The organism is Mycobacterium triplex (genome assembly GCF_000689255.1).
Classification (GTDB): Bacteria; Actinomycetota; Actinomycetes; order Mycobacteriales; family Mycobacteriaceae; genus Mycobacterium; species Mycobacterium triplex.
This window is the reverse complement of sequence record NZ_HG964446.1, coordinates 4,397,503-4,423,873: the sequence shown is the minus strand read 5'-3', so window position 1 is coordinate 4,423,873 and position 26,371 is coordinate 4,397,503. Positions and strand designations below refer to the sequence as shown.

At 66.4% G+C, this 26,371-nt stretch carries 21 protein-coding genes, 1 tRNA gene and 3 pseudogenes; 15 read left to right on the top strand and 10 right to left on the bottom strand.

Annotated features, from left to right (window positions below; genetic code table 11):
* Nucleotides 1-54 precede the first annotated feature (54 nt).
* The 3 genes from BN973_RS20435 to BN973_RS20425 all read right to left on the bottom strand — a co-directional run bounded on the left by BN973_RS20435 (nucleotide 55) and on the right by BN973_RS20425 (nucleotide 2,245).
* A complete protein-coding gene (locus tag BN973_RS20435; RefSeq protein ID WP_036470487.1) occupies nucleotides 55-699 on the bottom strand; it encodes an SACE_7040 family transcriptional regulator in 645 nt (214 codons plus the stop codon).
* A gap of 67 nt (nucleotides 700-766) precedes the next feature.
* Nucleotides 767-1,258 (bottom strand): nuclear transport factor 2 family protein, encoded by a 492-nt coding sequence (locus tag BN973_RS20430; RefSeq protein WP_051641381.1) that lies wholly within the window; start codon nucleotides 1,256-1,258, stop codon nucleotides 767-769.
* A 51-nt stretch (nucleotides 1,259-1,309) separates the two neighbouring features.
* The gene (locus BN973_RS20425; protein ID WP_084163475.1) at nucleotides 1,310-2,245 is read right to left on the bottom strand and encodes an alpha/beta hydrolase fold domain-containing protein; all 936 of its coding nucleotides are present in this window, start codon (nucleotides 2,243-2,245) and stop codon (nucleotides 1,310-1,312) included.
* Between the two features lie 242 nt (nucleotides 2,246-2,487).
* On the opposite strand from BN973_RS20425, the gene BN973_RS20420 reads away from it, so the two are divergent.
* From BN973_RS20420 to BN973_RS20390, 8 genes and pseudogenes are all read left to right on the top strand, one after another.
* Nucleotides 2,488-4,074: a carboxyl transferase domain-containing protein gene (locus tag BN973_RS20420; protein ID WP_036470485.1), complete on the top strand. Its 1,587-nt coding sequence runs from the start codon at nucleotides 2,488-2,490 to the stop codon at nucleotides 4,072-4,074.
* Nucleotides 4,075-4,079: 5 nt separating this feature from the next.
* A complete protein-coding gene (locus BN973_RS20415; RefSeq protein WP_036470483.1) occupies nucleotides 4,080-6,071 on the top strand; it encodes an acetyl/propionyl/methylcrotonyl-CoA carboxylase subunit alpha in 1,992 nt (663 codons plus the stop codon).
* Nucleotides 6,068-7,228, top strand: coding sequence for an acyl-CoA dehydrogenase family protein (locus tag BN973_RS20410; RefSeq protein WP_036470481.1), 1,161 nt, complete (start codon nucleotides 6,068-6,070; stop codon nucleotides 7,226-7,228). The genes BN973_RS20415 and BN973_RS20410 overlap by 4 nt, the downstream gene beginning before the upstream one ends.
* Nucleotides 7,225-7,732: pseudogene (locus BN973_RS30695) on the top strand (MaoC family dehydratase). Before BN973_RS20410 ends, BN973_RS30695 begins: the two are co-directional and overlap by 4 nt.
* Nucleotides 7,732-8,548, top strand: a pseudogene (locus BN973_RS20405) (HpcH/HpaI aldolase/citrate lyase family protein). The pseudogenes BN973_RS30695 and BN973_RS20405 overlap by 1 nt, the downstream one beginning before the upstream one ends.
* 138 nt (nucleotides 8,549-8,686) lie before the next feature.
* On the top strand, nucleotides 8,687-9,520 hold the full coding sequence (locus tag BN973_RS20400; protein ID WP_036470480.1) for a mycofactocin-coupled SDR family oxidoreductase: 834 nt from the start codon (nucleotides 8,687-8,689) through the stop codon (nucleotides 9,518-9,520).
* A 165-nt stretch (nucleotides 9,521-9,685) separates the two neighbouring features.
* Entirely contained in the window at nucleotides 9,686-10,108 is a 423-nt protein-coding gene (locus tag BN973_RS20395; RefSeq protein WP_139830375.1) for a hypothetical protein, read from the top strand.
* A 200-nt stretch (nucleotides 10,109-10,308) separates the two neighbouring features.
* Nucleotides 10,309-11,208, top strand: coding sequence for a bile acid:sodium symporter family protein (locus tag BN973_RS20390; RefSeq protein ID WP_036470478.1), 900 nt, complete (start codon nucleotides 10,309-10,311; stop codon nucleotides 11,206-11,208).
* Nucleotides 11,209-11,211: 3 nt separating this feature from the next.
* On the opposite strand, the gene BN973_RS20385 is transcribed toward BN973_RS20390, so the two are convergent.
* A complete protein-coding gene (locus BN973_RS20385; protein WP_036470477.1) occupies nucleotides 11,212-11,982 on the bottom strand; it encodes an enoyl-CoA hydratase in 771 nt (256 codons plus the stop codon).
* A gap of 113 nt (nucleotides 11,983-12,095) precedes the next feature.
* On the opposite strand from BN973_RS20385, the gene BN973_RS20380 reads away from it, so the two are divergent.
* Nucleotides 12,096-12,365 carry a YdeI/OmpD-associated family protein gene (locus BN973_RS20380; RefSeq protein WP_036470476.1) on the top strand — a complete coding sequence of 90 codons (270 nt, stop codon included), beginning with the start codon at nucleotides 12,096-12,098 and terminating at the stop codon, nucleotides 12,363-12,365.
* Nucleotides 12,366-12,371: 6 nt separating this feature from the next.
* On the opposite strand, the gene BN973_RS20375 is transcribed toward BN973_RS20380, so the two are convergent.
* Nucleotides 12,372-13,061 (bottom strand): cutinase family protein, encoded by a 690-nt coding sequence (locus BN973_RS20375; RefSeq protein WP_269147650.1) that lies wholly within the window; start codon nucleotides 13,059-13,061, stop codon nucleotides 12,372-12,374.
* A gap of 112 nt (nucleotides 13,062-13,173) precedes the next feature.
* Here BN973_RS20375 and BN973_RS20370 point away from each other — a divergent pair, with 112 nt between their 5' ends.
* Nucleotides 13,174-13,920, top strand: coding sequence for a maleylpyruvate isomerase family mycothiol-dependent enzyme (locus BN973_RS20370; protein ID WP_232232122.1), 747 nt, complete (start codon nucleotides 13,174-13,176; stop codon nucleotides 13,918-13,920).
* Between the two features lie 47 nt (nucleotides 13,921-13,967).
* Nucleotides 13,968-14,570, top strand: coding sequence for a TetR/AcrR family transcriptional regulator (locus BN973_RS20365; RefSeq protein WP_051641624.1), 603 nt, complete (start codon nucleotides 13,968-13,970; stop codon nucleotides 14,568-14,570).
* 96 nt (nucleotides 14,571-14,666) lie between these two features.
* On the opposite strand, the gene BN973_RS20360 is transcribed toward BN973_RS20365, so the two are convergent.
* From BN973_RS20360 to BN973_RS20340, 5 genes and pseudogenes are all read right to left on the bottom strand, one after another.
* Nucleotides 14,667-15,299: a hypothetical protein gene (locus BN973_RS20360; RefSeq protein ID WP_139830374.1), complete on the bottom strand. Its 633-nt coding sequence runs from the start codon at nucleotides 15,297-15,299 to the stop codon at nucleotides 14,667-14,669.
* Nucleotides 15,300-17,028: 1,729 nt separating this feature from the next.
* Nucleotides 17,029-17,574, bottom strand: a pseudogene (locus BN973_RS31780) (PPE family protein); the annotation flags it as partial.
* Between the two features lie 335 nt (nucleotides 17,575-17,909).
* Nucleotides 17,910-18,197 (bottom strand): hypothetical protein, encoded by a 288-nt coding sequence (locus tag BN973_RS20350; protein WP_036470472.1) that lies wholly within the window; start codon nucleotides 18,195-18,197, stop codon nucleotides 17,910-17,912.
* A 75-nt stretch (nucleotides 18,198-18,272) separates the two neighbouring features.
* A complete protein-coding gene (locus BN973_RS20345; protein ID WP_232232121.1) occupies nucleotides 18,273-18,890 on the bottom strand; it encodes a GAF and ANTAR domain-containing protein in 618 nt (205 codons plus the stop codon).
* Between the two features lie 199 nt (nucleotides 18,891-19,089).
* A tRNA-Arg gene (locus BN973_RS20340) sits at nucleotides 19,090-19,166 on the bottom strand.
* Nucleotides 19,167-19,351: 185 nt separating this feature from the next.
* Here BN973_RS20340 and lipQ point away from each other — a divergent pair.
* The 4 genes from lipQ to BN973_RS20320 all read left to right on the top strand — a co-directional run bounded on the left by lipQ (nucleotide 19,352) and on the right by BN973_RS20320 (nucleotide 26,369).
* A complete protein-coding gene (lipQ, locus tag BN973_RS20335; RefSeq protein WP_036470471.1) occupies nucleotides 19,352-20,599 on the top strand; it encodes an esterase LipQ in 1,248 nt (415 codons plus the stop codon).
* Nucleotides 20,600-20,782: 183 nt separating this feature from the next.
* On the top strand, nucleotides 20,783-22,255 hold the full coding sequence (locus BN973_RS20330; RefSeq protein WP_036470470.1) for a WS/DGAT/MGAT family O-acyltransferase: 1,473 nt from the start codon (nucleotides 20,783-20,785) through the stop codon (nucleotides 22,253-22,255).
* Nucleotides 22,252-24,018: an HAD-IB family hydrolase/lysophospholipid acyltransferase family protein gene (locus BN973_RS20325; RefSeq protein ID WP_036470469.1), complete on the top strand. Its 1,767-nt coding sequence runs from the start codon at nucleotides 22,252-22,254 to the stop codon at nucleotides 24,016-24,018. The genes BN973_RS20330 and BN973_RS20325 overlap by 4 nt, the downstream gene beginning before the upstream one ends.
* Nucleotides 24,015-26,369: a glycerol-3-phosphate 1-O-acyltransferase gene (locus tag BN973_RS20320; protein WP_036470467.1), complete on the top strand. Its 2,355-nt coding sequence runs from the start codon at nucleotides 24,015-24,017 to the stop codon at nucleotides 26,367-26,369. The genes BN973_RS20325 and BN973_RS20320 overlap by 4 nt, the downstream gene beginning before the upstream one ends.
* The last annotated feature ends 2 nt before the right edge of the window (nucleotides 26,370-26,371 follow it).

The following is a 26,371-nucleotide window of genomic DNA, read 5'->3' as shown; positions in this document are numbered from 1 at the left end:
TGCAGGGTACCTAAGCCGAGCGGCTGGGCGCGGAATCTCGCGATGACGTCCACCTCAGCGGACTTGGCCTCCGGCGCCCAGTGCGGCGATCGTCATGGCCCGCATGACGGCGCGCGAGCGTGCCCCGCGGGCCGGCTTTTCCGCCGCCTTCATGCTGTGCGGCGTCGAGTTCAGCAAGCCGAACACCGCGTGCGCCGCCAGCCGGGCATCGGCTTCGGCCAGCGCCGGATCCAGCTCGCGCAGCACGCCGACCCACACCTCTACATATTGGCGTTGCGCCTTGCGCACCTGCCGCTCGGCGGCCGCGGGCAGGTGGGCCAGGTCGCGGTCCTGGATGCGGATCAGGTCCGGTTCGCCGAACGCGAAGTCGAGGTGAAAATCGATCAGGCCTTCCAGTGCGTCGGCCGCGTCGGCGTTGCGGGCGATCACATCGCGGGCCCCGGCAAGCAGCCGGGCGCTGATCCCCACCAGCAATTCGACCAGCATCGACTCCTTGTTGGGGAAGTGCCGGTAGATGGCCGGGCCGCTGACCCCGGTGGCCGCGCCGATGTCTTCGAGTCGCACCGCGAGAAACCCGCGCTCGGCGAAGAGTCGTTCGGCGGATGCCAGGAGTTGCAGTCGCCGGTCGGATTTCAACTGGCTGCGGCGATTCGGCGGTTCGGATTGACCGGTCGGGGTGTCCGGGGTGGACGTTGTCATGACGGCGCTGGGCCTACCTCCGAAAGTTTCGGTTAATCATCGCTAACGTAGCACGGGTTATCGGTGATTAACTCAGCTCGCGCAGATATCCGGACACCGCCGCGACGTCGGCGACCGGCAGACCCGGGTCGATCAGGTCCAATTGGCGGAGTAATGCGGCCTGGTCCCAGTAAAGCCGTTCGCTTTCCATCAGGTCGCCCCGGAACCGCACGATGACGACCGCCGGCACTTCCACGGTGTCGCCGGTCGGCGCCAGCCCCGGCAGCAGGAACGGCACGTCCTGGTCGTGGGTCATCCGCATGATGAACTCGTCGACAAGCAGACCGTCACCGCAAGATCGGGCGATCGGCTCAATGGTGGTGTCGGCGGGAATGCCGGGAATGAATACCTCGGCGTAGTAGCGACGCAGGTTCTCCTTCCCGGCGCCGCCGCTCATCGTCGGCAGGTGCATGACGGTCGCGTCGTCGGTCATGGTGGAGACGGCCAGGTCGGCGTCTTTGACCGCGAATTCGCAGGCCATGTGGTGTTCCCATAACTCGATCAGCTGGTCGCGATTCATGTGTCTTCCTTTCCGCAGCTCCTGTTACGTGGCGGCGAGGGTGCGACGACGCTAGTAACCCAGCAACTGATGGTAGATCTGTGAGCGCACCGCGCGGGCCTCCGGCAGCCACGAGGTCATGGCCCAATCGTGCATGCCGCCGTTGCGCAGGTCGAAAGAGAAGTCGGCATCCGGTGTGATGAGCGATTTCTGTTGCAGCGCAAGGGCATCGGGGCCAAGTACTTCTAGCGAACCGGCGTAGACCGCGGTCGGGGGAAGCCCGCTCAACGACCCGTACAGCGGGCTGACGAGTGGATCGGCCAGATCCAGGTCGGCGGCCCACAGCGCGAAACTCGATTTGAGTAACTCGGCGCTCAGGACCGGGTCGTTGACGGATCGGATGTCCGGGTTGCTCAACGTGGCATCGAGCAGCGGTGACAGCAGGACCATCCGCGCCGGGACGGTTGCGTTGCGCCGCACCAATTCCTGCGCGGCGCACAGCGCGATGCCACCGCCGGCGGAGTCGCCGTAGATGCTCACGTTGTTCGGCCCGTGCTGGCCGATCATCGAGGTGATCAGGTCGGCGATCCGCGGTACGACGGTGCCGGCGCTGCCGTGCGGTGCGAGCGGATAGGCGGGGACGACCACCGTCGCCGCGGTGTGGCGGGCGATGGCCGCATAGTCCCGCCAGTGCAGGACGGTGGCCTCGCACACGAAGGCGCCACCGTGGATGGCCAGCACGTGCTTGCCCGACGGCGCCTCGGGCCGCAGTGTGCACAGGTCCCAGCCGCTGAACTCGCGGTACTGCACGGTCACGCCCCGGGTGGCATTGCGCGGCGGCCGACGGCTGGCCAGCAATTCGTTGACACGGGTGCTCAGGTCGACACCGACCAAACCGGCCAACGAGCGAAGCAGCCTGAACATGGGGGCGCTGATCCGGGCCTGCAACGAAGGCCGACCGGTGAATCCCGACCGTGCACCGGTCGCATGGGCAGGCGTGTCAGGCATGACTTCCCCTGAGGTGACAGCATTTTCTCGGCGGCGATGACCGATCAAAATGTAAGGAATTTCGCTGTCTCAGGAAAGCAAACCTCTGTTGTCTTTCGTCATCGGTTTGCCCGTCCGGCGTCGTACTCGTCCCTGGACGCGGCGACGGCGCCGATGGTATTCTCTGCGTCAGTTAATGAAGATTAACTGAAGTGCGACGGCGAGGAGGCTGCTTCGGCAATGGACGAGCTCCTGGAGCGGTCATGAGCGCGTCGGTCAAGGTCGCACCTTCGTTCGCCGACGAGCACCGTCGGCTGGTCGACGAGTTGAACACCAAACTGGCGGCCGCGGCGCTGGGCGGCAATGAGCGCGCCCGCGAACGTCACGTCAGCCGCGGCAAGCTGCTGCCGCGCGAGCGGGTGGACCGGCTCCTCGATCCCGGCAGCCCGTTTCTGGAACTGAGCCCGCTGGCCGCGAACGGGATGTACGACGACGAATCCCCCGGGGCCGGGATCATCACCGGCATCGGGCGGGTCTGTCAGCGCGAATGTGTGATCGTCGCCAACGACGCGACGGTCAAGGGCGGCACCTACTACCCGATCACGGTCAAGAAGCATCTGCGCGCCCAAGAAGTCGCGTTGCAGAACCGGCTGCCGTGCATTTACCTGGTCGACTCCGGGGGCGCCTTCTTGCCCCGCCAGGACGAGGTGTTCCCCGACCGCGAGCATTTCGGGCGGATCTTCTACAACCAGGCGACCATGAGCGCCAAGGAAATTCCTCAGGTCGCCGCGGTGCTCGGCTCCTGCACGGCCGGTGGTGCGTATGTGCCGGCGATGAGCGACGAGGCCGTCATAGTCCGCGAGCAGGGCACGATCTTTTTGGGCGGTCCGCCGTTGGTCAAAGCCGCTACCGGAGAGATCGTTTCGGCCGAAGACCTCGGCGGCGGCGACCTGCACTCGCGAGTCTCCGGGGTCACCGACCATCTCGCCGACGACGACGAGGACGCCCTGCGCATCGTGCGTGCGATCGCGGCGACGTTCGGTCCGCGCGAACCCAGCCCGTGGGAGGTGCGGCCCACGGTCGAGCCCAAGGGGGCGCAGACCGAGCTCTACGACGTCGTCCCGCCGGATCCGCGGGTGCCCTACGACGTGCACGAGGTCATCCTGCGGCTGGTCGACGGCAGCGAATTCACGGAATTCAAGGCAAAATACGGCAAGACGCTAGTGACCGGATTCGCCCGCATCCATGGCCATCCCGTCGGCATCATCGCCAACAATGGCGTGCTGTTCAGCGAATCCGCGCTCAAGGGAGCGCATTTCATCGAGTTGTGCGACAAGCGCAAGATCCCGCTGCTGTTCCTGCAGAACATCGCCGGCTTCATGGTCGGCCGTGACTACGAGGCCGGCGGCATTGCCAAGCACGGCGCCAAGATGGTCACCGCGGTGGCGTGTGCCCGAGTGCCCAAGCTGACCGTCGTGATCGGCGGATCCTATGGCGCGGGCAATTATTCGATGTGCGGCAGGGCCTACTCGCCCCGCTTCCTGTGGATGTGGCCCAATGCCCGGATTTCGGTGATGGGCGGCGAGCAGGCCGCCTCCGTGCTGGCCACGGTGCGCGGCGAACAGCTCGGCGCGGCGGGCAAGCCGTGGTCGAACGAGGAGGAAGAAGCGTTCAAGGCGCCGATTCGCGCGCAGTACGAGGACCAGGGCAACCCGTACTACTCGACGGCCAGGCTCTGGGACGACGGCATCATCGACCCTGCCGATACCAGAACGTATGTCGGGCTTGCCCTTTCGGTGTGCGCCCAGGCGCCACTGGAACCCGTCTCCTACGGCGTCTTCCGGATGTGAGTGCGATGTTCGAGACCGTATTGGTGGCGAACCGCGGCGAGATCGCGGTGCGAGTGATCCGGACGTTGCGCCGGCTTGGGATCCGGTCGGTCGCGGTCTACAGCGACGCCGACGCCGAGGCGCGACATGTGCTGGAGGCGGACGAAGCGGTACGGCTGGGGCCCGCACCGGCGCGCGAGAGCTACCTCGATATCGAGAAGGTGCTCGACGCCGCGGCGCGCACCGGGGCTCAGGCGATCCATCCCGGTTACGGGTTCCTTTCCGAGAATGCCCGTTTCGCCGTCGCGTGCGAGGGCGCCGGCGTGGTGTTCCTGGGCCCGCCGGCCCGCGCGATCGAGGTGATGGGCGACAAGATCACCGCCAAGAACGCGGTCGCCGCCTTCGATGTGCCGGTGGTGCCCGGGGTGGCGAAATCGGGGCTGACCGACGACGAGCTCGTCGCCGCGGCCGCCGAGGTCGGCTATCCGGTGCTGATCAAACCGTCGGCCGGCGGCGGCGGCAAGGGCATGCGGCTTGTTCAAGACGCGGCCCGGCTAGGCGAGGCGCTGGTCGGCGCGCGCCGGGAGGCCGCGTCCTCGTTCGGCGACGACACGTTGTTCCTGGAGCGATTCGTGTTGCGGCCCAGGCATATCGAGGTGCAGATACTGGCCGACGGCCACGGCAACGTGGTACATCTCGGCGAGCGTGAGTGCAGCCTGCAGCGGCGTCACCAGAAGGTCATCGAGGAAGCTCCCTCGCCGTTGCTGGATCCGCAGACCCGCGCACGCATCGGGACCGCCGCCTGCAACACCGCCCGCAGCGTCGACTATGTCGGGGCCGGCACGGTGGAGTTCATCGTCTCGGCCGAGCAACCCGACGAGTTCTTCTTCATGGAGATGAACACCCGTCTGCAGGTGGAACACCCGGTCACCGAGGCGATCACCGGCCTCGACCTGGTCGAGTGGCAGCTCCGGGCGGGTGCCGGCGAGAAGCTCACGTTCGCCCAAGACGACATCGAACTGCGCGGGCACGCGATCGAGGCGCGGGTCTACGCGGAGGATCCGGGTCGTGGCTTCCTGCCCACCGGCGGGCGCGTTCTCGAGGTCTTCGAACCCTCGGGTCCCGGTGTGCGAGTGGACTCCGCACTGCTGGCGGGCACCGTGGTGGGCAGCGACTACGACCCGATGTTGAGCAAGGTGATCGCCCACGGAGCCGATCGCGACGAGGCGCTCGCCGCACTCGACCGCGCACTGGCGCGGACGACAATCCTTGGCGTGCAGACCAACATCGAATTCCTGCGTTTCCTGCTCGCCGACGAACGCGTGCAGGCCGGCGACCTGGACACCGCGCTGCTCGAGGAGCGGCTGCCCGACTTCGCGCCGCTGCCCGCACCCGACGATGTGCTCGCGGCCGGCGGTCTCTACCGCCAATGGGTGTTGGCCCGTCGCGCGCAGGGCAACCTGTGGGCGCAGCCGTCGGGTTGGCGCGTCGGCTCCGACGCCGCGCCGGTGCGCACCGAGGTGCAGACGTCGCTGCGCACCGAGACCGTCTCGGTGTGGGGCGGGCCCGAGGGCGGGGTCGTGCAGGTCGGCAACGGCACAATCTATGGCGCGAGTGTGCAGCTCACCGGGCAACAGATCAGCGTGACGCTGGACGGACTGCGCCGGGAGTACCGCTGGGCGGAAGCCGATCGGCACCTCTGGATCGCCGACGGGCGCGGCACCTGGCACCTTCGCGAGGCCGAGGAACACAAGATTCACCGTGGCGCGGCAGCGCGACAGGCCGACATTCTGAGCCCGATGCCCGGCAGTGTGATTGCCGTGCAGGTCGATTCCGGCGCCGAGGTGTCCGAGGGCGACGCGGTGGTGGTCGTCGAGGCGATGAAGATGGAACACGCGTTGCCCGCGCCGGTGTCCGGAAAAGTGGAGGTGCTGGTGTCCGTCGGCGATCAGGTGAAAGTCGATCAGGTGCTGGCGCGACTGGTGCCGGATTCAGAAACAGAGGATCAGGAATCATGACTGCAACCGCAGGGACGTTGTCCAAGGAATACGAGGACCTTCGCGACACCGTCGCCGAGTTCGCGCGCACCGTCGTCGCTCCCGTATCGGCCAAACACGATGAGGAGCACAGCTTTCCGTACGAGGTCGTCGCCAAGATGGGGGAGATGGGGCTGTTCGGGCTGCCGTTTCCCGAGGAGTACGGCGGCATGGGCGGCGACTACTTCGCGTTGTCGCTCGCGCTCGAGGAACTCGGCAAGGTCGACCAATCCGTGGCGATCACGCTGGAGGCCGGGGTGGGTCTCGGTGCCATGCCGATATTCCGATTCGGCACCGCCGAACAGAAGGAGCGGTGGCTGCCCGACCTGGTGGCGGGTCGCGCGCTGGCCGGCTTCGGGCTGACGGAGCCGGGCGCGGGTTCGGACGCCGGCGGCACGCGGACCACCGCCAAGCTCGACAACGGTGACTGGGTGATCAACGGATCCAAGCAGTTCATCACCAATTCGGGGACCGACATCACCTCGCTGGTCACCGTCACGGCGGTCACCGGCAGTCTGGCCGACGAGAAAAAAGAGATCTCGACCATCATCGTCCCCAACGGCACAACGGGTTTCACCGTCGAACCGGTCTACAACAAGGTGGGCTGGAATGCGTCGGACACTCACCCGTTGACCTTCGCCGACGCCCGCGTTCCGGAGGAGAACCTGCTGGGCGTGCGCGGCAAGGGGTACGCGAACTTCCTGTCCATCCTTGACGAGGGCCGCATCGCGATTTCCGCGCTGGCGACCGGTGTGGCGCAGGGCTGCGTCGACGAGAGCGTCAAGTACTCCAAGGAGCGCCAGTCGTTCGGCCAGCCGATCGGCTCCTATCAGGCGATCAGCTTCAAGATCGCGCGCATGGAGGCACGCGCACACGTCGCCCGCACCGCGTATTACGATGCAGCCGCAAAGATGTTGGCGGGTAAGCCATTCAAGAAGGAGGCGGCCATCGCCAAGATGATCTCGTCGGAGGCGGCGATGGACAACGCCCGCGACGCCACCCAGATCCACGGCGGATACGGGTTCATGAACGAGTATCCGGTGGCGCGTCACTACCGCGACAGCAAGATCCTCGAGATCGGCGAAGGGACTACCGAAGTGCAACTCATGCTGATCGCGCGTTCGCTGGGACTGTCATGAGCTTGCCGGACCAAGCAGGCAAGTCGGTTGTCCAGCGGGGCTTGTGGTTTGAGGAGTTCGAGACCGGCACGACGTATTTGCACCGGCCCGGCCGGACCGTCACCGAGGCCGACAACGTGCTGTTCACCACGCTGACCATGAACACCCAGTCGCTGCACCTCGACGCGGCGTGGGCCGCGCAGCAGCCGGGCTTTCGCGGGGAGCGGCTGGTGAATTCGATGTTCACCCTCTCGACGCTGGTCGGGCTGTCGGTCACCCAGCTGACCCTGGGCACCATCGTGGCCAACCTCGGCTTCTCCGAGGTGTCCTTCCCGAAGCCGGTCTTCCACGGCGACACCCTGTACGCGGAGACCGTCTGCACCGGCAAGCGGGAGTCGAAGAGCCGCCCCGGCGAAAGGCATCGTCACCCTCGAGCACACCGGCCGCAACCAGCACGGCGATATCGTTGCGCGCGCCGTCCGCACCACCCTGGTGCAAAAGCGACCATCCGAAAAGGAGTCCTGATGGATCTGCGTGCCGCCGGTCCCGGGTGGCTGTTTCTGCCCGGCCGATCGTCCCGAGCGTTACGCGAAGGCCGCCGCCGCGGCCGACGTCGTGATCCTCGACCTGGAGGACGGCGTGGCCGAGGCCGACAAGCCGGCCGCGCGCAAGGCGTTGCAGGACACCCCGCTGGACCCCGAGCGCACCGTGGTGCGGATCAACGCGGCCGACACCGACGAGTACTCGCGGGATCTCGAGGCCCTGAAGGGGACGGCGTACACGACGGTGATGCTGTCCAAGACCGAATCGGCCGCGCAGGTGACGGCGCTGGCTCCGCTCGACGTGATCGCGCTGCTCGAGACCCCGCGCGGCGCGGTGTTCGCGACCGAAATCGCCGCGGCGCCGGGCACGGTGGCGTTGATGTGGGGTGCCGAGGACCTGGTCGCCGCGCTCGGCGGCAGCTCCAGCCGCAATGCCGACGGCAGCTATCGGGACGTCGCCCGGCACGTGCGGTCGACGGCCCTGCTCGCGGCGAACGCTTTCGGACGGGTGGTGCTCGACGCGGTGCACCTGGACATCCCGGATCTCGACGGTCTACGCGCCGAGGCCGAAGACGCCGTGGCGCTGGGGTTCGGCGGTACCGTCTGCATTCACCCGACTCAGGTCCCGGTGGTGCGCAAGGCATTTCGGCCCACCGAGGAGAAGCTGGACTGGGCACGCCGCGTTCTGGCGGCAGCGCAGAACGAGCGCGGGGTGTTTGCTTTCGAAGGGCAGATGGTCGACTCGCCGGTGCTCAAGCACGCGGCAGCCCTGGTGCGGCGAGCCGGAGACTTCGCCTAGCGCTGCCGCCCGGGCGTGGCGGACGCAAATTCGGCGAACCCGCGCGTTTTGAAAACATAAATTGTCGCCTCCGGGCCTGGTAATCGGCGGATACTCGGGCTGACGCTTGTCAGCATGCGTCGATCGCTCGGAGGGGCCATGGCAATGCAGTTCGACGGCAAGGTCGCGTTCATCACCGGCGCCGCCCGCGGGCAGGGCCGCTCGCACGCGGTTCGGTTCGCCGAAGAGGGTGCCGACATCATCGCGTTCGATCTGTGCGAGCAGATGGACAGCGTTGCGTACCCGATGGCCACCCCCGAGGACCTCGACGAGACCGTCAACCTGGTCGAGAAGGCGGGCCGGCGCATCGTCGCGGAACAGGGTGACGTCCGGGACTTCGACCGGCTCAAGGCCGCCGTCGCCGCGGGCGTCGCCGAGCTGGGCAGGGTCGACTTCGTGCTCGCCAATGCCGGGATATTCCCTGCTTTCGGCGACCAGGGTGGCGACATGTCGGCGTTCGTCGACGCGGTCGACACCATGCTCAACGGGGTCTACCACACGATCGAGGCGGCGGTTCCGGCTCTGGTGGAACAGGGCGACGGCGGTGCCATCGTGATCACCAGCTCGGCGGCCGGCTTGAACAGTTTGTGCCCGACGTTCAGTGTGCGCAACCACGGCTTCGCCGGCTATCACGCCGCCAAACACGGCGTGGTGGGTCTGATGCGGTATTTCGCAACCACCTTGGCGGAGAAGAACATTCGCGTCAATGCGGTGCATCCCTGCGGGGTGGCCACGCCGATGCTGGTCAACGAGCCGGTGGCGCGACGCATCGCCGAATACCCGGAGGGCAACGTCGCATTGGAAAACCTGCTGCCGGTCCAGTTGATCGACGCGATCGACGTGACCGAGGCGATGGTCTATCTGTGCGGGCAGTCCGGCCGCTACATCACCGGTATCTCACTTCCCGTGGATGCGGGCTACACCGCCAAATAACGGCCCGTGCAGTCGGTGGTGACGTTGCGAAACCGGTGTTTCGCGTCTTAACGAGATCGCAAAAAAGCGGAAACATTCGCGAACGCCCAGGTCGCAAATCTGTCGTAATCTTTGATCCGAACAGTTGCTCGCTGCACTGACTAGCTCCACGGAAGGAACGAAATCATGACCATCGCTCGGGGCTTCGCCGCAACCGCCATTTGCGCCGGGTTAGCTGTCGGTTCGGCCGGCACAGCGTGGGCTACACCGACGATGAACGGCAGCTACACCGAGACCGTGACGACGCCGAGCGGCAAGTCCATCGACAACAGCTGGGCGGTCAACTCCTGCGGCGACGGATGCCTGTGGATCAAGGCCGGGCTGGGCGCCAGCCAGGCTCGACTGATCGATGGTCAATGGGTGCTGGACACGATGAGCAACGTCAGTTGTGCGGACGGTTCCTACACCATCTATGGCACCACCACCCACACGGTGTGGGACCCGAACACTCTTGCCGGCACGTCCGCACACACCTACATCACCGGAGCCTGCGGCAACCCGCCCGGATACACCCAAGTCGACCAGATTCAGATCAAGTCGGCGTCCTGACCCAGATCGGCTCGTTAGCCCCTGAAACCCTTGGGATTCAGGGGCTTTGAGCTATCGCCCGCACGGCGTGCGTGGGGCCCGTGTCCGCGGTGGCGACGGCCGGCCGGTTGCCCGCCGGGCGCAAAGCTGCTGTATAAGGCAAGCTAACTGACTGCGCCGACCAAACCGCCGTCGGCCGCGCACCGAGACCGTGGAGCGTTATGGGCAACCAGTACTTTCCGTTGGTCATCGCGGTGGTCATGCTCGCCCTGGGGCTGACTCTGACCGTGGATGACTTCAAGCGGGCCGCCACGCTGCGGCGACCGCTGGCGGTGGCGCTGCTCTGCCAGACCCTGCTGCTGCCGAGCCTGTGCCTGCTGATCGCCGAGGCCTTCCACCTCGAGCCGCATCTGGCGGTAGGGCTGATGCTGATGGCCGCCACGCCGGGCGGCACGATGGCGAACATCGTCAGTCATCTGTTCAACGGGGACCTGGCGCTCAACCTGACGCTGGCCGCGATCAACGCCGCGCTGTCGGTGGTGGCCCTGCCGGCGATCCTGGCCGCGTCGATGACGTGGTTCCTCGGTGAGGGCCGCTTCATCCCGCTGCAGCTGGACAAGTTCGTCACGGTGTTCGCGCTGGTGCTCATCCCCACCGCGATCGGCATCGCGATACGCCACCGCTTCCCCGAGCTGGCCCGGCGGTTGAAGACGCCGGTCAAGATCGCCGCGGTGCTGCTGCTGGTCGCCGCGATCGTCGGGGCGATCGCCCAGGGCGAGACGACGCTGATGAACAACTTCGGTGTGGTGAGTGGGGCGGTCGTGTCCTTCTGCGCGGTCAGCTTGACCGTCGGCTATCTGGTGCCGCGCTTGATGCGGCTGGGCCCGCCCCAGGCGATTGCCATCAGCCTGGAAATCGGGCTGCACAACACCGTGGTCGCGCTGGGCGTGGCGCTCAGCCCGCAATTGCTCAACAGCGTTGAAATGGCAACTCCGGTAGCCATTTACGGCGCTCTGTCGCCGCTGATGGCCCTGACGTTCGTGGGCGCGGTCCGGATCCTGGACCCGGCGTTTCGGGTCAAGGCCGAGCCGGAGACCGTCGCGAGCGAGCCCGGCGCTTAGGCCTTACTTGCGCCGCGCCGCCGCCAGCCGGTCCGCGAACTCCGGTGACTGGATCGAGGCCACCTGTGGCCCCAGTTCGGTGCGCATCGCGAACTCGTGGTGCTCGTTGTCCAGCGATCCGGGGCTGGCGGTGGCACGCATACTGGCCTTGGTTGCCAGCACCACCTCGCGCGGGGCCGACGCGGGTCCGGCGGCCAGTTCCAACGCCGCGGCGACCGGATCGTCGGCAACGCTGAGTGCCAACCCGTGCCGCACGGCGGATTCGGCGTCCAAGCGCATGCCGAACAGCAGAGCGGCACGGGCGACCTGCGGGCCCACCGCCCGCTGCAGCATCCAGGTCGCGCCACCGCCGGGGTGCAGCCCCAGCTTCTGGAAACGGGGATCGAACAGTGCGCCGGGCCCGGCGATGCGCACGTCGGCGGCCAGCGCCAGGTTCAGGCCGGCACCGACCGCGGCGCCGTTGACCGCGGCGATCGTCGGCAACGTGCAACTGCCCACGGCCATGAAGCCGTCGTAGAGCTGCTGCAGGCCCGATTCGGCGGCTCCGGAGCCCGCGGCCCCCAGCGCGCTCAGGTCGGCGCCGGCGCAAAACGCCTTGCCGGCCCCGGTGACCACGACGGCGTGCACACCCGGGTCGGCCTCGGCTCGTTCGACGGCGGCGCGCAGCTGCGCTGAGCTCTCACCCGTCAGCGCATTGCGGCGATCGGGGTCGTTGACGGTGATCAGTGCGACGCGATTGTCCACGCTGAACAAGATGAGATCGGACTGAGCCATCGGGAACCTCCGCGGTCGATCGTTGGGCGAGCTAAAGGGTACTTCGGGCCCCCGCCGCACAGCCCGGGGTGGCGATACCCGCTCGCGTCGCAAGCCTGGTTAATCTGACTCAGGTGAGCGGCAACCAGGTGCCCGGTGGGGTGGTGCACAAGCTGCCCGCCGATCTGCGCGAGGCATTGACCGCGAACTCGACCGCACTCGCGGCGTGGAAGGACATCACGCCGCTGGCGCGCAACGAGTTCATCTGCTGGGTCGAGGACGCCAAACAGGCGGCGACTCGCCAGCGCCGCATCCGGCGAACCCAGGAAGAGCTGGAAGAGGGCCAGCGCCGGCCCTGCTGCTGGCCGGGCTGCAAGCATCGCGAGCGCACCGGCAAGCCGTAGCGGTCCTCAGAGTCGGCTCGCCACGAAAGTCGCGGCCTGACTGGGCATTCCGGAGTGCGCGTAGGACAGGTGCACCGGCGAAAACAGCTCGTCATGTGAAGGCAGCGCCAGGGCCCCGCCCGGTGTGCACACCGGGTCACCGGGCGCGCACAGGTCAATGGCCTTGGCGCCGTACCACGGGCTGACCTCGTTGACGGGCGCCCCGAGGTAGCGGTCCGACGGATTACCGAACAGGGCGAGCGCGGCGACGTGGTCGGCTTGGTCGGCCGTGAGGATGTCGGGGATCAATCCCGCAATCGGCGCTCGGGCGATGGTGGCCTCGTCGATCGCCATGGCGCCCAACGAATATCCGCCCAGCACCAGCTTGGTGGCGGGGCAGCTCGCGACCATGGATTGAACGTGAGCGTGTACATCGCTGCCGCCCGCGGATGCCGACGGGGCGAAATCCTCGCCGGCGGGGTAGTTGACCGGATACACGCCGATGGACCGGCCGCCGACCTGCGAGCGCAGGGCATCGATGAATTGCTGGCCGACCACACCGACGCCGGGCGGCTCGTTGGTGGCGCGGGCGAAGGTGACCTCGACGTCGGGGCAGGGGGCAGCGGATGCCGGGGCGACGAGGGTGATTGCGTTCAGTGGCGCTGCCCACGTCAGCACCGCGACACCCAGTGAAGAAGCGAACTGGCGTGCGTTCACGCCCCCATGCTGGCACATCGCCCAAAGACGCTGAAAGGCCCGGCTTGCTAGATATACATACGGTCTGTATCTTCATACATACCGTATGTATCTAATTGAAGGTGGGTTTCGCGTGAGTGACGTACTGAGAGCGATCGAAGAGGACCGCAAAGCCGTCTTGGCGGCGTGCGCGCAAATGCCGGAGTCGTTGTGGGCGAAGGAAAGTGGCTGCCCGGGCTGGTCGGTGCAGGATCTGCTGTCGCACATGGCGTGCAGCTTCTGGCTGGCCGTCGACCCGACCAAACTGCCCGATCCGGGAGGATTGCCCGCCGAGCGCGCGGCGGACCTCTATGTCGAATCGCGTCGGTCGATGACCCCGGAAGAGACGCTGGCCGACTACGAGCAGGTCAGCCGGCAGGGCCTGGAGATGCTGGCCGCGGTCGCGGGCCAGGACTTCGAGGTTCCGCTGGGTGACGTCGGTACCTATCCCGCCTCGGTGATACCGAACGCGTTCGCCTTCGAGGAGTTCATTCACCTGCGGTACGACCTGTTTGCTCCCAACGGGCCGATGGAGGGGGAGCCGCCGCCCGCCGACGAGCTGCGGCTCGCCCCGACGCTCGACTGGATCGAGGTCGCCTTGCCGCAGCAGAACGCGGATCTGCTTGCAGCGCTGGGAAACTCGGTCGAGGTGCGCCTTGACGGCTTGTGCGCGCGGACGCTGCGCATCGGCGCCGGTACGGACGTCGACGCCCACATCACCAGCGATTCCCTGGCGTTCGTGCGATGGGTCACCCAGCGGAGCACCTGGGGCGAGTTGGGCGTGCGGGCCGATGGGGATCCGGCAACCCTGGAAATAGTCCGCAAGTTGACGGTCATCTGAGGACCGTTGGCGCCGATCCTGCGTCGGCATGCGGTATGTATGAAGCCATGCAGGAAAGGCGGCGCACGCAGGCCGAACGTGCGGCCGACACGCGTGACGCGCTGATCGCCGCCGCCCGCCCGTTGTTCGCATCACCGGGCTTCGCCGACGTCTCGCTGGAGACCATCGTGCGCACTGCCGGGGTGACCCGCGGTGCGCTCTACCACCATTTCGCCGACAAGACGGAGCTGTTCGCCGCGGTGCTCGAGAAAGTCGAGGGCGAAATGTCCACGCGGATGGGTGCGGCGATCGCCGCCGCGGGGGAGACCGACCCGGTCGAGATCATGCGCCTGGGCTCGGCCTTTTGGCTGGACGCCTGCGCGGATCCCGAGGTGCAGCGCATTGTGCTGATGGACGCGCCCGGGGTGCTGGGGTGGGACCGCTGGAGCGAGATCGGGCAGCGCTACAACATCGGGTTGGTGCGGAGCCTGATCAGCGACGCCATCGAGTCCGGGAGCATCCCGCCGCAGCCGGTCGAGGCGACGGCCTTGACGATGCTGGGAGCCCTGCGCGAGGCAACGCTCTATATCGCCCGCGCCGACGATCAGCGGCAGGCGCGCGCCGACGCCGGCGCGGTGATCGATCGGCTGGTCGACTCCCTGCGCGCCTAGCGCCCCGTCCAGCGGCGCGGCAAATGCCTTTGTCCTGCGCAACAAGCACCCGGCTCTATTGCTCCAGGTGATTTCCTGAAATAGAAGTGCGTCGTTTCAAGCAATCGATATTGGGTCCAAACCGAAATCGGTTCGTACGGCCTCTACAAAGTCGCTGACGGCCGCACTCGAGGCCTGTTTCCAGTTATTCGTCGGTATGCCGGTCTCGGAAATGAGGGCAGCAAAAAGTGTGACGGTCGCGGCGTATTGTGCTTTTTGGAGTATGTCGTTAGGCATAATCAACTTCATTTCTGCCATAACGCTATTTAGTTCAACCATTTGAGGCGCCGCGGCGAGCGCCGCGCGAAAAGTGGCGGCCGCAATTTGCTCAAGTATGGGAGGAGTGGGTTCCGCTGCGGGCGATAGCAGCTCGAGCGCCTGGGAAGCCGTCGACGCGGCCGCGCCGGCTTGTACCTGCTCGACGAGATTCTTGACGTGTTGATTGGACGACACTAGTTCATCGAGCTCTGTAGATAATTCCCTGAACCTCGACGAGCTGATCTCGCCCTGCACGATATCCAAGATTTTCACGAAGCGAACCGATACATTGCGCATCAATACGTCATGCTGCCTTTTGGTTTCAAGGGTTTCCCCTCGATGAAATGCGGCCTTAGAGGACATGAATGTCGTGAAGCCGCCAACTCCGGCACCTAGCAACGTCGCAAGCGAAGTGAGTACAGCCTGATCCATGTGCATATGCGTAAATGTAGACGGTTGCCAGCCGGACTGCTCCCCGAGCGCCAAATCCGCGCAGCCGACCCTGGTGCGGGCGGCGCCACCCCCGGAACCGACCGCTCCATAGCCCCCGTCGGGGGCCTCGTCCCACATTGTCCGAGCCGCCGACGGCGCGGCCGGCGATGCTGAACGCCGGACCACCCGGATCGAACGCGGCGTGGCTGTCGTCGTCTCAGGCCGACGCTATCGGGTCCAAACCGAAATCGCTTCGCACCGCCTCGACAAAGTCTGTGACGGCCGCAGTCGAGGCTTGGCTTCCGCTGCTCGCCGGTGCGCCGGCCGGGGAAATATGGGCGGCGAAAAGTGTGACGATCGCGGCATACTGAGCTTTTATCAGGACATCGCGAGGCATGGTCAACTTCATTTCTGTGATAATGTCATTCAGTTCGGCCATTTGAGGTGCCGCGCCAAGTGCCGCGCCGAATGTGGCGGCCGCAATTTGCTCGAGTTCTGTTGTACCAGAAAGGATTTGGAGCGCCTGATCGGGTGTATCCGCGGCACCGGCTTTTACCTGCTCGAAGAGGCTTCTGGCGGCGGGATGGGACGACAATAGTTCATCAAGTCCCGCGGATAATTGTAACGCCGACGACGAACTAATAACGCTCTGTACTAGATCCAGACTTTTCACGAAACGAAGTGATGTCTCACGTATTAATGCTTCATGCTGTATTTTGGTTACAACAGTTTCGCCGCGATAAAATGTGGCTTTGGTGGAAGCGAATGCCGTAAACCCGCCACCACCGGCACCTAACAGCGTCGCCCCCGACGTGAGCACGACCTGATCTGTGTGCACGAACGGAAGCGAGCCCGGCGGCTCGCCGAGCGCCACGTTGGCCGCATCTCCCGGAGGTTGCACGTCCGTAATCCACTGCAGGGGATCCCCGAGGGCCGCCGGCCCCCCGATGGGCGCCGGCCCCCCGGCCGCTGCTACGGCACCCCCGGGAGCCGCGAGCGGCGCAGCCAACCCAGGCAGGGCGTGCGGCGGGGCGATTCCGGGTGCGGCCTGCGCCACCCCCGAAGCCGTTTGCGGTTGGGCCCCCGGCGCTGACTGAGCCCCCGGAACCTGCTCCGCAGGTGCCGAGGTCGTCCCGGACGTCGTCCCGGATGTCGTCCCGGATGACGATGTTCCGGACGTCGATGTGCTGGCTGACGTCGTCGTGGACGTCGAGGATGTCGCCGGTGCGGTGGTCGCCGGGGCCGCCGCGGCCGGTGTCACCGTCGTTGTCGGCGTCACCACCGGCGCCGCCGCCGGCACGATGGTGCCTTCGGTGACCGTGACGGACGCGCCCTGAACGCCGCCCGTGAGGGAGCCACCGGAGGTGAAGGTGACCGTGGAGCCCTGGGGGACGGTGACCGAGCCGGAGGTGACAGTGAAGTTGCCGTAGGGAACGAAGGTGTCGCCCGCACCGAGGACGAGTTTGTAATCGGAGAATTGGACGATGGTGTCGTCGGTGGCGGCGGTGACGATGCCTTGGGGGACATTGACGACGGAGCCCTGGCCGACCGTGAGGGTGCCCTCGTCGACGGTGACCGTGGCGCCGCCCTCGCCGGCGGTGTACGTGGAGCCGGGGTCGATCTGGGTCGGAGGGGGCGACTGCGGGTCGCCGCAGTGCCTCCAGCCCGAATCGTGGCGCCCGCGCCGGCCGCCGTCGCGGCCGCGTTGGAAGCCGTCGCGGCCTCGGCGCTGGGCATTTCGGCCATCCGACTTGGTGGTCTGCGGTGGCTCGTCGAATGCTTGCAGGGTGCTGGCGGTTTCGGCCGCTGCCGCATAGCCGTACATGGCGGTGGCGTCCTGGGCCCACATCTGTGCGTACTGGGCTTCGGTGGCCGCGATCGCCGGGGTGTTCTGCCCGAAGAAATTGGTCGCGATCAACGCCATCAACATCGCCCGGTTGGCCGCGATCACCGGCGGTGGCACCGTCATCGCAAACGCCGTGTCGTAGGCCGCCGCCGCCGCGTGGGCCTGGACGGCGGTCTGCACCGCCGCGGCCCCGGTGGCCGACAGCCACCCCACATAGGGTGTGGCCGCGGCCGCCATCGCCATCGACGACGGGCCAAACCACATTTGGCCGGTCAGCCCCGCGATCACAGCGGAGTAGCCCAATGCGGTGGACTCCAGCTCGGCGGCCAGCGCGTGCCAGCCCGCCGCCGCGGCCAGCATCGGCCCAGCCCCCGGCCCGGCATACATGAGCCCGGAGTTGATCTCCGGCGGCAACAGGGCAAAATCCATGTGTTTTCGCTTTTGGGAGTCGTGCGCGCTGATTTGTCAGCAGGAGCGTACTCGCCAATGCCGGAAATTGACGCTCCTCAGAGAAACCCCGAGTGACGGCTCGCTTAACGGTTGAATTCGGCGGTCGACCGGGATCTTGGCACGCGAAAAGGATGCGGTCGCTGGATCTTTCGGGACTGTGCCGATTCATCGTCCCCAGCCGACTTCACGCATCGCCAGGTGAGGATGCCACGGCACCGGCGCGGGCCGACCGCAACCCAAATTTACGTTGACCGTGCCAATTCTCGACCACCCCGTTGGCATCCGCAACTCGGCCGGCAGCAAACGATCGAGCGTCAGTCGCCCAGGCTGTCGGCGACCCGGCGAAGCAGCTTCCCGATGGCCGGCCCGTCCGGTAGTTGCGCTTGATTGTCCAGATCGGTCGCGGCGTCCCTGAGCTGGTCAGCGGTCACGAACACCTCGAGAAGTCTGCTGCGTACCGCGCTCCTGGTTGGCGGGAGGCTCAGGGCCTGCGCTATTTCCGCAGCGGTGCCCACGAGGTGAATCCGTTTGGAACCGACTTCATGTATCACGTAGATGTCCCCGAGGAGTTCGATCTCGTGGACGACAGGATTGGAAGTCATTTGGTCTAACCGCCCTTCACATCTCCCGGCGCACACAAGCGATTCGTTGCCGCTTGGTCTTCGGACGGGCGCGAGTCAGGTGGTGCCTCGGGTCTTGACGACCGTGCGGGCGATGTCGACCAGTCTCTGGTTGGAGTCCTGCGACAACTTGCGGAGAAGGTCGAACGCGGCAAACGCATCCAGGTTGAAGCGCTCCATGATGATCCCTTTGGCTTGACCGATGACGTCGCGTGTACTCAACGCGTCGTCGAACTGCGCTTCCGCCGCCGCGCCGAACAAGGCAACGGAGGCGTGCTGGGCCAAGAGTTCGCCCGTGAACACAGCGTCTTCGGAAAACGCGCCGGCTTCATCGCCGTACAGGTTGAGCGCGCCGAGGTTCTGTGAAGTAACGAAAAGTTGGAAACTGAGCAGGCTTCGTGCGCCGTACTCGATTGCGGCCTCGCAGAATTTCGGCCAGCGAGTTTCGGTCGCCATGTCGCTGATCAACACCGTGCGGCGCTCGCGCAGCGCGCTCAGGCAAGGTCCCTCATTGACCTCCGACTGCAGGGTGTCCAGCTTGGCCACCAGCGGATCGCTGGGCACGCGCGCCTCGACCGCATTCCCGTGGACCAGCGATATGCCCGCCCAGGTTGCACCGGACACGATCGCGACTGCACCCTCGACGATCGACTGAAGTGTCGCCTCGGTGTCCACCTGGTTCTGCATTTCGATGGCAAGCCGACCCATCGCGCTTGCCAAGTCGTTGCTCGACCTGCTGCCCACAGTCACAGCGATACGTGTTCCACCGGCGCTTGTTGAATTAAACCTTGGCGGGCATCACAGGCCTTTGCTCGCCGGCGGTAGGCGAACGCCTGAGCGAAACCATACGGCGGATCTCCTGCGGACAAACTGCTGGTGCCCCCGGCACGACTCGAACGTGCGACCTAGGGATTAGAAGGCCCTTGCTCTATCCACCTGAGCTACGGAGGCAATGCGCAGGTCAGTCTATCCAACTCGCGGGGACACCCCGACTCGCCGACGCGACACGCTCGAAAAGCCTTGCCCCACCGTCAATACCGGTTATTGTATTGGACCTCGACACACGTACATCACCAGCTGGCAATCAGCTGTTAACCGCAACGAGGCGTGTGCCTAGGGTCGAGGAGAGCCGTTCAATGGGCGTGGCCATGAGCATGACTGCGCGGTACGCGAGGGCGGGCGCCCAGGCGTTTCGCCTGGTAGCCGATGCCAGAGGGGCATCCCGGGCGGCTGGCCTGCTGCTGCGCGGCTCGCCGTTTGCGCTGGGCTGGTTCGCCGGCTGGCTGACCACCGAATTTCCCCCGCAGGTGGTGACCGGGCACGCGTTGTCCCGGATATCGACTCCAGCCATCGGTCGCGTCGGCGCTTCCTGGGCCGGACAGCGTGCGGAGCAAACTCTCACCGCCGCCCTCGAGGAGGCTTTCGGGCCGGATTACGCGGACCTGGTGAGCCATCCGACCTGCGAAGGAAGCGAGTGCGCACCCCGCGGCGGGCTGTTGCACCGACCGGGGCCGCACGCCCGTTATGCGGCTCAGACATCAGACATTTCGTACGGTCCGGGCGGTCGCGACAACCTGCTCGACATCTGGCGCCGGCATGACCTGGCGCCGGGCCACCGTGCACCGGTGCTGATCCAGGTCCCGGGTGGGGCGTGGGCCGTCAACGGCAAACGCGGCCAGGCCTACACGCTGATGAGCCGCATGGTCGAACTCGGCTGGATCTGCGTGTCGATCGACTACAGCAAGAGCCCGCGGTCCATCTTCCCGGCGCACCTGATCGACGTGAAGCGGGCGATCGCCTGGGTTCGCGAGAACATCGCCGACTACGGCGGCGACCCCGGCTTCATCGCGATCACCGGCGGCTCGGCCGGCGGCCACCTGGCCTCGTTGGCCGCGCTGACCCCCAACGACCCAAGGTTTCAGCCCGGGTTCGAATACGCCGACACCACGGTCCAGGCTGCGGTGCCCTACTACGGCGTCTACGACTTCACCAACGCCGAGGTCATGCACGAACTGATGCTGCCGTTCCTCGAACAGTTCGTCATGCGGGCCCGATACGCCGACACGCCCGAGCGATTCGCCGAAGCGTCGCCGATCAACTACGTGCACGACCAAGCGCCCCCGTTCTTCGTGCTGCACGGCGAGAAGGACGAGCTGGTTCCCTGCACGCAGGCCCGCACCTTCTGCGCCGCGATGCGCGCCGCCGGAGCCCCACTCGTCGCACATGCCGAGCTCGCCAACGCCCACCACGCGTTCGACATCCTGTCCACGGCCCGGTCGCGGCTGGCCGCCAAGGCCGTCGCCGATTTCCTCGGCATCGTCTACGGGCGCCGGGCGACCGCACTGCTCGATTCGTGGCCGTTGTCGGCGACATCGGCCAGCTGAGTTGCGCAGTCAACTGCCTGCCAAAACGCTGCGTCCACCGGCTCGCTGCGCCGGCAGCAGCGACTGAATCGTGCCTTTCACCAGTGCGTCAACGCGACTAGCGTTGGTGGAGCTATCCGGTTGGCGGAGCTGAGGCAGGAGGCTTGACGGCGGTGACAAGCGTGGCGCGTCGATCCGGCGATCATGACTGAGCCCGAGGGGACTCTCGGATTGTCCGACGAGCTCGGGCCGGTCGATTACCTGCTGCACCGAGGCGAAGCGAATCCGCGTACCCGGTCGGGGATCATGGCGCTGGAACTGCTCGACACGACGCCGGACTGGGAGCGATTCCGCACCCGGTTTGAAAATGCGTCGCGAAAAGTGTTGCGGCTGCGCCAGAAGGTGGTGGTGCCGACGCTGCCGACGGCCAACCCGCGCTGGGTGGTGGACCCCGACTTCAATTTGGACTTCCACGTCCGGCGAGTCCGCGTGTCCGAACCCGGCACGCTGCGTGAGGTGTTCGATCTCGCCGAGCTGATCCTGCAGTCGCCGCTGGACATTTCGCGGCCGCTGTGGACGGCGACCCTGGTCGAGGGTCTGCCCGACGGCAAGGCCGCGACGCTGCTGCACGTCAGCCACGCCGTCACCGATGGGGTCGGCGGTGTCGAGATGTTCGCCGAGATCTATGACCTCGAGCGCGATCCACCGGCGCGGCCGACGCCGCCGCTGCCGGTCCCGCAGGATCTGTCGCCCAACGATTTGATGCGAGAGGGCTTCAACCACTTGCCGGTCGCCCTGATCGGCGGTGTCTTGGGGGCAGTCTCTACAGCGGTGTCGGCGGCCGGGCGGGTGCTCATGGAACCGGTGTCGACGGTGTCGGGGATCGTGAACTACGCCATCTCCGGCATCCGGGTCGTCAACCGTGCCGCCGAGCCGTCGCCGCTGCTGCGCCGGCGCAGTCTGGCCACTCGTTCCGAGGCGATCGACATCCCGCTCGCCGATCTGCACAAGGCCGCCAAAGCCGGCGGTGGGTCGATCAACGACGCGTATCTCGCCGGCCTGTGCGGCGCCTTACAGCGCTACCACCAGGCACTCGGCGTCCCGATCGGCTCGCTGCCGATGGCGGTGCCGGTCAGCTTGCGCGCCGACGCCGACACCGCCGGCGGCAATCGGTTCACCGGTGTCAACCTGTCGGCGCCCGTCGGTGCCGGCGATCCGGTGGCCCGGATGCGCAAGATTCGCGCCCAGATGACGCAGCGCCGCGACGAGCCCGCGATGAACATCATCGGCTCGATGGCGCCGGTGCTCAGCGTGCTCCCGACGGCCGTGCTGGAGGGAATCACCGGCTCGGTGGTCGGAGCCGACGTGCAGGCCAGCAATGTCCCCGTCTACCCGGGGGACACCTACATCGCCGGCGCAAAAGTCTTGCGGCAGTACGGTATCGGCCCGCTGCCCGGTGTGGCGATGATGGTGGTGCTAATTTCGCGTGGCGGGTGGTGCACCATCACGGTGCGCTACGACAGAGCATCGGTACGAAAGGAAGCCTTGTTCGCTCAGTGCCTGTTGGAGGGCTTCGACGAGATTCTCGCGCTGGCCGGCGATCCGGCGCCGCACGCGGTGCCGGCATCGTTCGCTGCGCGACCCAATGTGTTGTCCGAATCGATGTCGGGCTCATGAGCGCGGCGAAAGACCGCGGGATACCAGCGCCCCCAAAGGATTTGCGGTTGCCCGGCTCGGTCGCCGAGATCCGCGCCAGTCCCCCCGGGCCCAAAGTCGGTGCGTTCTTCGACATGGACGGGACGCTGGTCGCCGGGTTCACCGCGGTGATCCTCACCCAGGAGCGCTTGCGCCGGCGGGACATCGGCGTCGGCGAGCTGCTCAGCATGGTTCAGGCCGGTCTGAACCACCGGCTCGGGCGCCTCGAGTTCGAAGATCTGATCAGCAAGGCATCCGAGGCGCTGCGCGGCCGGATGCTGACCGACCTGGACGAGATCGGCGAGCGGCTCTTCGCACAACGGATCGAGTCGCGGATCTACCCGGAGATGCGTGAGCTGGTGCGCGCCCACGTGGCTCGCGGCCACACCGTGGTGCTCAGTTCGTCGGCGCTGACCATCCAGGTCAACCCGGTGGCCCGCTTCCTCGGCATCACCAACACGCTCACCAACAAGTTCGAGGTCAACGAGGACGGGTTGCTGACCGGCGAGGTCGTCGAGCCGATCCTTTGGGGGCCGGGCAAAGCCGCTGCGGTACAACGGTTTGCGGCCGAGCACGACATCGACCTGAAAGACAGCTACTTCTACGCCGACGGCGACGAGGACGTCGCGCTGATGTATCTGGTCGGCAATCCGCGGCCCACCAACCCCGAAGGCAAGATGGCCGCCGTCGCCAAACGCCGGGGTTGGCCGGTCCTGGAATTCAGCAGCCGGGGCAGCGTCGGTATCCGGCCACAGGTGCGCACGCTGGCCGGCATCGGCTCGATGTTCCCGGTCGCGGCCGGAGCGCTGGGGGTCGGCCTGCTGACCCTGAGCCGACGGCGGGGGGTGAACTTCTTCACCTCGACCTTCCCCCAGACGCTGTTGGGCGCCAGCGGCGTGAGCCTGAACGTCATCGGCAAGGAGCACCTGACCGCACAACGCCCGGCGGTGTTTATCTTCAACCACCGCAACCAGGTTGACCCCGTCATCGCCGGAGCGTTGGTGCGCGACAACTGGGTTGCCGTCGCTAAGAAAGAGCTGCAGAAGGATCCGATCGTGGGCACCCTCGGCAAGCTGACCGACGGCGTGTTCATCGACCGCGACGATCCGGTCGCCGCGCTGGAGACGATGAAGACCGTCGAAGAACGGGCCAAAAAAGGCCTCTCGATCCTGATCGCCCCCGAAGGTACCCGGATCGACACCACCGAGGTCGGGCCGTTCAAGAAGGGGCCGTTCCGCATCGCGATGGCGGCGGGAATTCCGATCGTGCCCATCGTGATTCGCAACGCGGAGATCGTCGCCGCCCGCAACTCGACCACGATCAACCCCGGCACGGTCGATGTCGCGGTGTTCCCGCCGATCCCGGTGACGGACTGGACGGTGGAGACGCTGCCCGAGCACATCGCCGAGGTGCGCCAGCTGTATCTGGACACCCTGGCCAACTGGCCCGAGGACGAGCTGCCCGAGGCCGAGCTGTACTCCGGCAAGGAGCCGGCCAAAAAGACCCCGGCCAAGCGTTCCGCCAAGGCCGCCGCGACCAAGGCCCCGGCCAGAAAGGCTGCGGCAAAAAAGGCCGCGCCACGAAAGTCGGCGGCCAAAGCGACCAAGGCCGCCGCCAAACCTCAACCGGCGCAGCCGAATCCGAATGAGTCGGAGGTTGCACTCAACGACGGTGCGGCGGTGCAGCCCGGCACGGACCAGCCCGGTAGCGCCGAGTCGACGTCTCCGCCCCGAGGGCGCACGTGACACAACCGGCCGCAGATACCAGCGCAGTCCTGACCGCGCGAGATTCGCTGGTGTTGGCGTCCATGGAGTCCGCCGTCGAAACGCAGCTGGTGATGGAATGGCTGAGCCAGCAGCGCGCCCGGAATCCGGAAGTGAAGTTCGACGTGCTCAAACTTCCTTCTGGCGATGCGCCGCCCACGGCGCTGAACCTGCTTGTCGACCGACTCGAATCCGGCGAAGACCGCTCGATCGTGCCGGTACGGGTGTTCTGGCTACCGGCACCGGATCGCGGCAGGGCGGCGAAGCTGGCAGGGTTACTTCCGGGCTGGGATCCCTACCACCCCAACCAACGTCGCCAGCGCAACATCCTGAGCAAGGATCGCCACCGCGCCCGGGTGGTGGCCGGCGAGGCGGCCAAGGCGTCCGAACTCCGCCAGCAATGGCGCGACACCACCGTCGGCGGGGACGAACGCGATTTCGCCCAGTTCGTCACGCGCCGTGCCCTTTTGGCGTTAGAACGGGCCGAGTATCGAATCCTCGGGCCGCAGTACAAGTCGCCGCGACTGATGAAGCCGGAGATTTTGGCGTCCACGCGGTTTCGCGCCGGACTGAAGAAGATCCCGGGCGCCAGCGTCGAAGAAGCGAGCAAGATGCTCGACGAGTTGGCGACCGGGTGGAGCCGGGTGTCGGTCGACCTGGTTTCCGTTCTCGCCAGGGCGATTTGCCGCGGCTTCGAACCGGAGATCGACTACGACGCGTTCCAGATCGCCGCGATGCGCACCGGGTTGGAAGTTCACCCGGCGGTGCTGCTGTTCTCACACCGGTCCTACATCGACGGCGCGGTGGTGCCGGTCGCGATGCAGGAAAACCGGTTACCGCCGGTGCATGTGTTCGCCGGCATCAACCTGTCCTTCGGGTTGATGGGGCCGCTGTTGCGGCGCTCCGGCGTGATCTTCATCCGCCGCGACATCGCCGACAATCCGCTCTACAAGTACGTGCTGCGCGAATACGTCGGCTACATCGTCGAGAAGCGATTCAACCTGAGCTGGTCCATCGAGGGCACCCGCTCGCGCACCGGCAAGATGCTGCCCCCAAAGCTCGGCCTGATGTCGTATGTGGCCAACGCGTATCTTGATGGCCGCAGCGAAGACATTCTGCTGCAACCGGTTTCGATCGGCTTCGATCAGCTGCACGAGACGGCCGAATACGCCGCCTACGCACGCGGCGGCGAGAAGACGCCCGAGGGCGTGCTGTGGCTGTACAACTTCATCAAGGCGCAGGGTGAACGCAACTACGGCAAGATCTACGTCCGCTTCCCCGAAGCGGTCTCGATGCGCCAGTACCTCGGCCCGCCGCACGGCCCGTTAGCCCAAGATGGGGACGCCAAACGTCTTGCGCTGCAAAAGATGTCGTTCGAAGTTGCGTGGCGGATCCTGCGGGCAACGCCGGTGACGGCGACGGGTTTGGTGTGCGCGTTGCTACTCACCACCCGGGGCGCGGCCCTCACGCTCGACCAACTGCACCACACCCTGCAGGACTCGCTGGATTACCTGGACCGCAAGAACACGCCCGTATCGAATAGCGCGTTGCGGCTGCGCACGAGCGACGGGGTGCGCGCGGCCGTCGACGCATTGTCCAACGGGCACCCGATCACTCGCGTCGACAGCGGCCGCGAGCCGGTGTGGCTGATCACCCCCGACAAGGAGCACGCCGCGGCGTTCTACCGAAACTCGGTCATCCACGCCTTCCTGGAGACCTCGATCGTCGAACTCGCCCTGGCGCATGCCCGGCACACCGAAGGCGATCGCATGGAAGCCTTCTGGTCTCAGGCGATGCGGTTGCGGGATCTGCTCAAATTCGACTTCTACTTCGCCGATTCGACGGCCTTTCGCGACAACATCGCCGAAGAAATGGCATGGCATGACGATTGGGAAACTCACGTCGCGGCCGGCGGCGCCGCGATCGACGCGTTGCTGTTCGCCAAGCGGCCGTTGATGTCCGACGCGATGCTGCGGGTGTTCTTCGAGGCCTACGAGATCGTCGCCGACGTGTTGCGCGATGCGCCGGCCGATGTCGGGCAGCAGGAACTCACCGAGGCCGCACTCGGGGTCGGTCAGCAATACGTGGCACAGACCCGGGTGCGCAGCAGCGAGTCGGTGTCTACGCTGCTCTTTGCCACCGCGCGCCAGGTCGTCGCCGATCAGGATCTGATCGCACCGGCGGAGGATCTGGCCGAACGCCGCACTGCCTTCCGCCGGGAATTGCGGGCGATCCTGCGGGATTTCGGCTACGTCGAGCACATCGCCCGCAACCAATTCGTGGCCCGCGAATTCCAGGCACGCGAGGAGCGAACCGCTCGCCCGGCTGGGTAGCA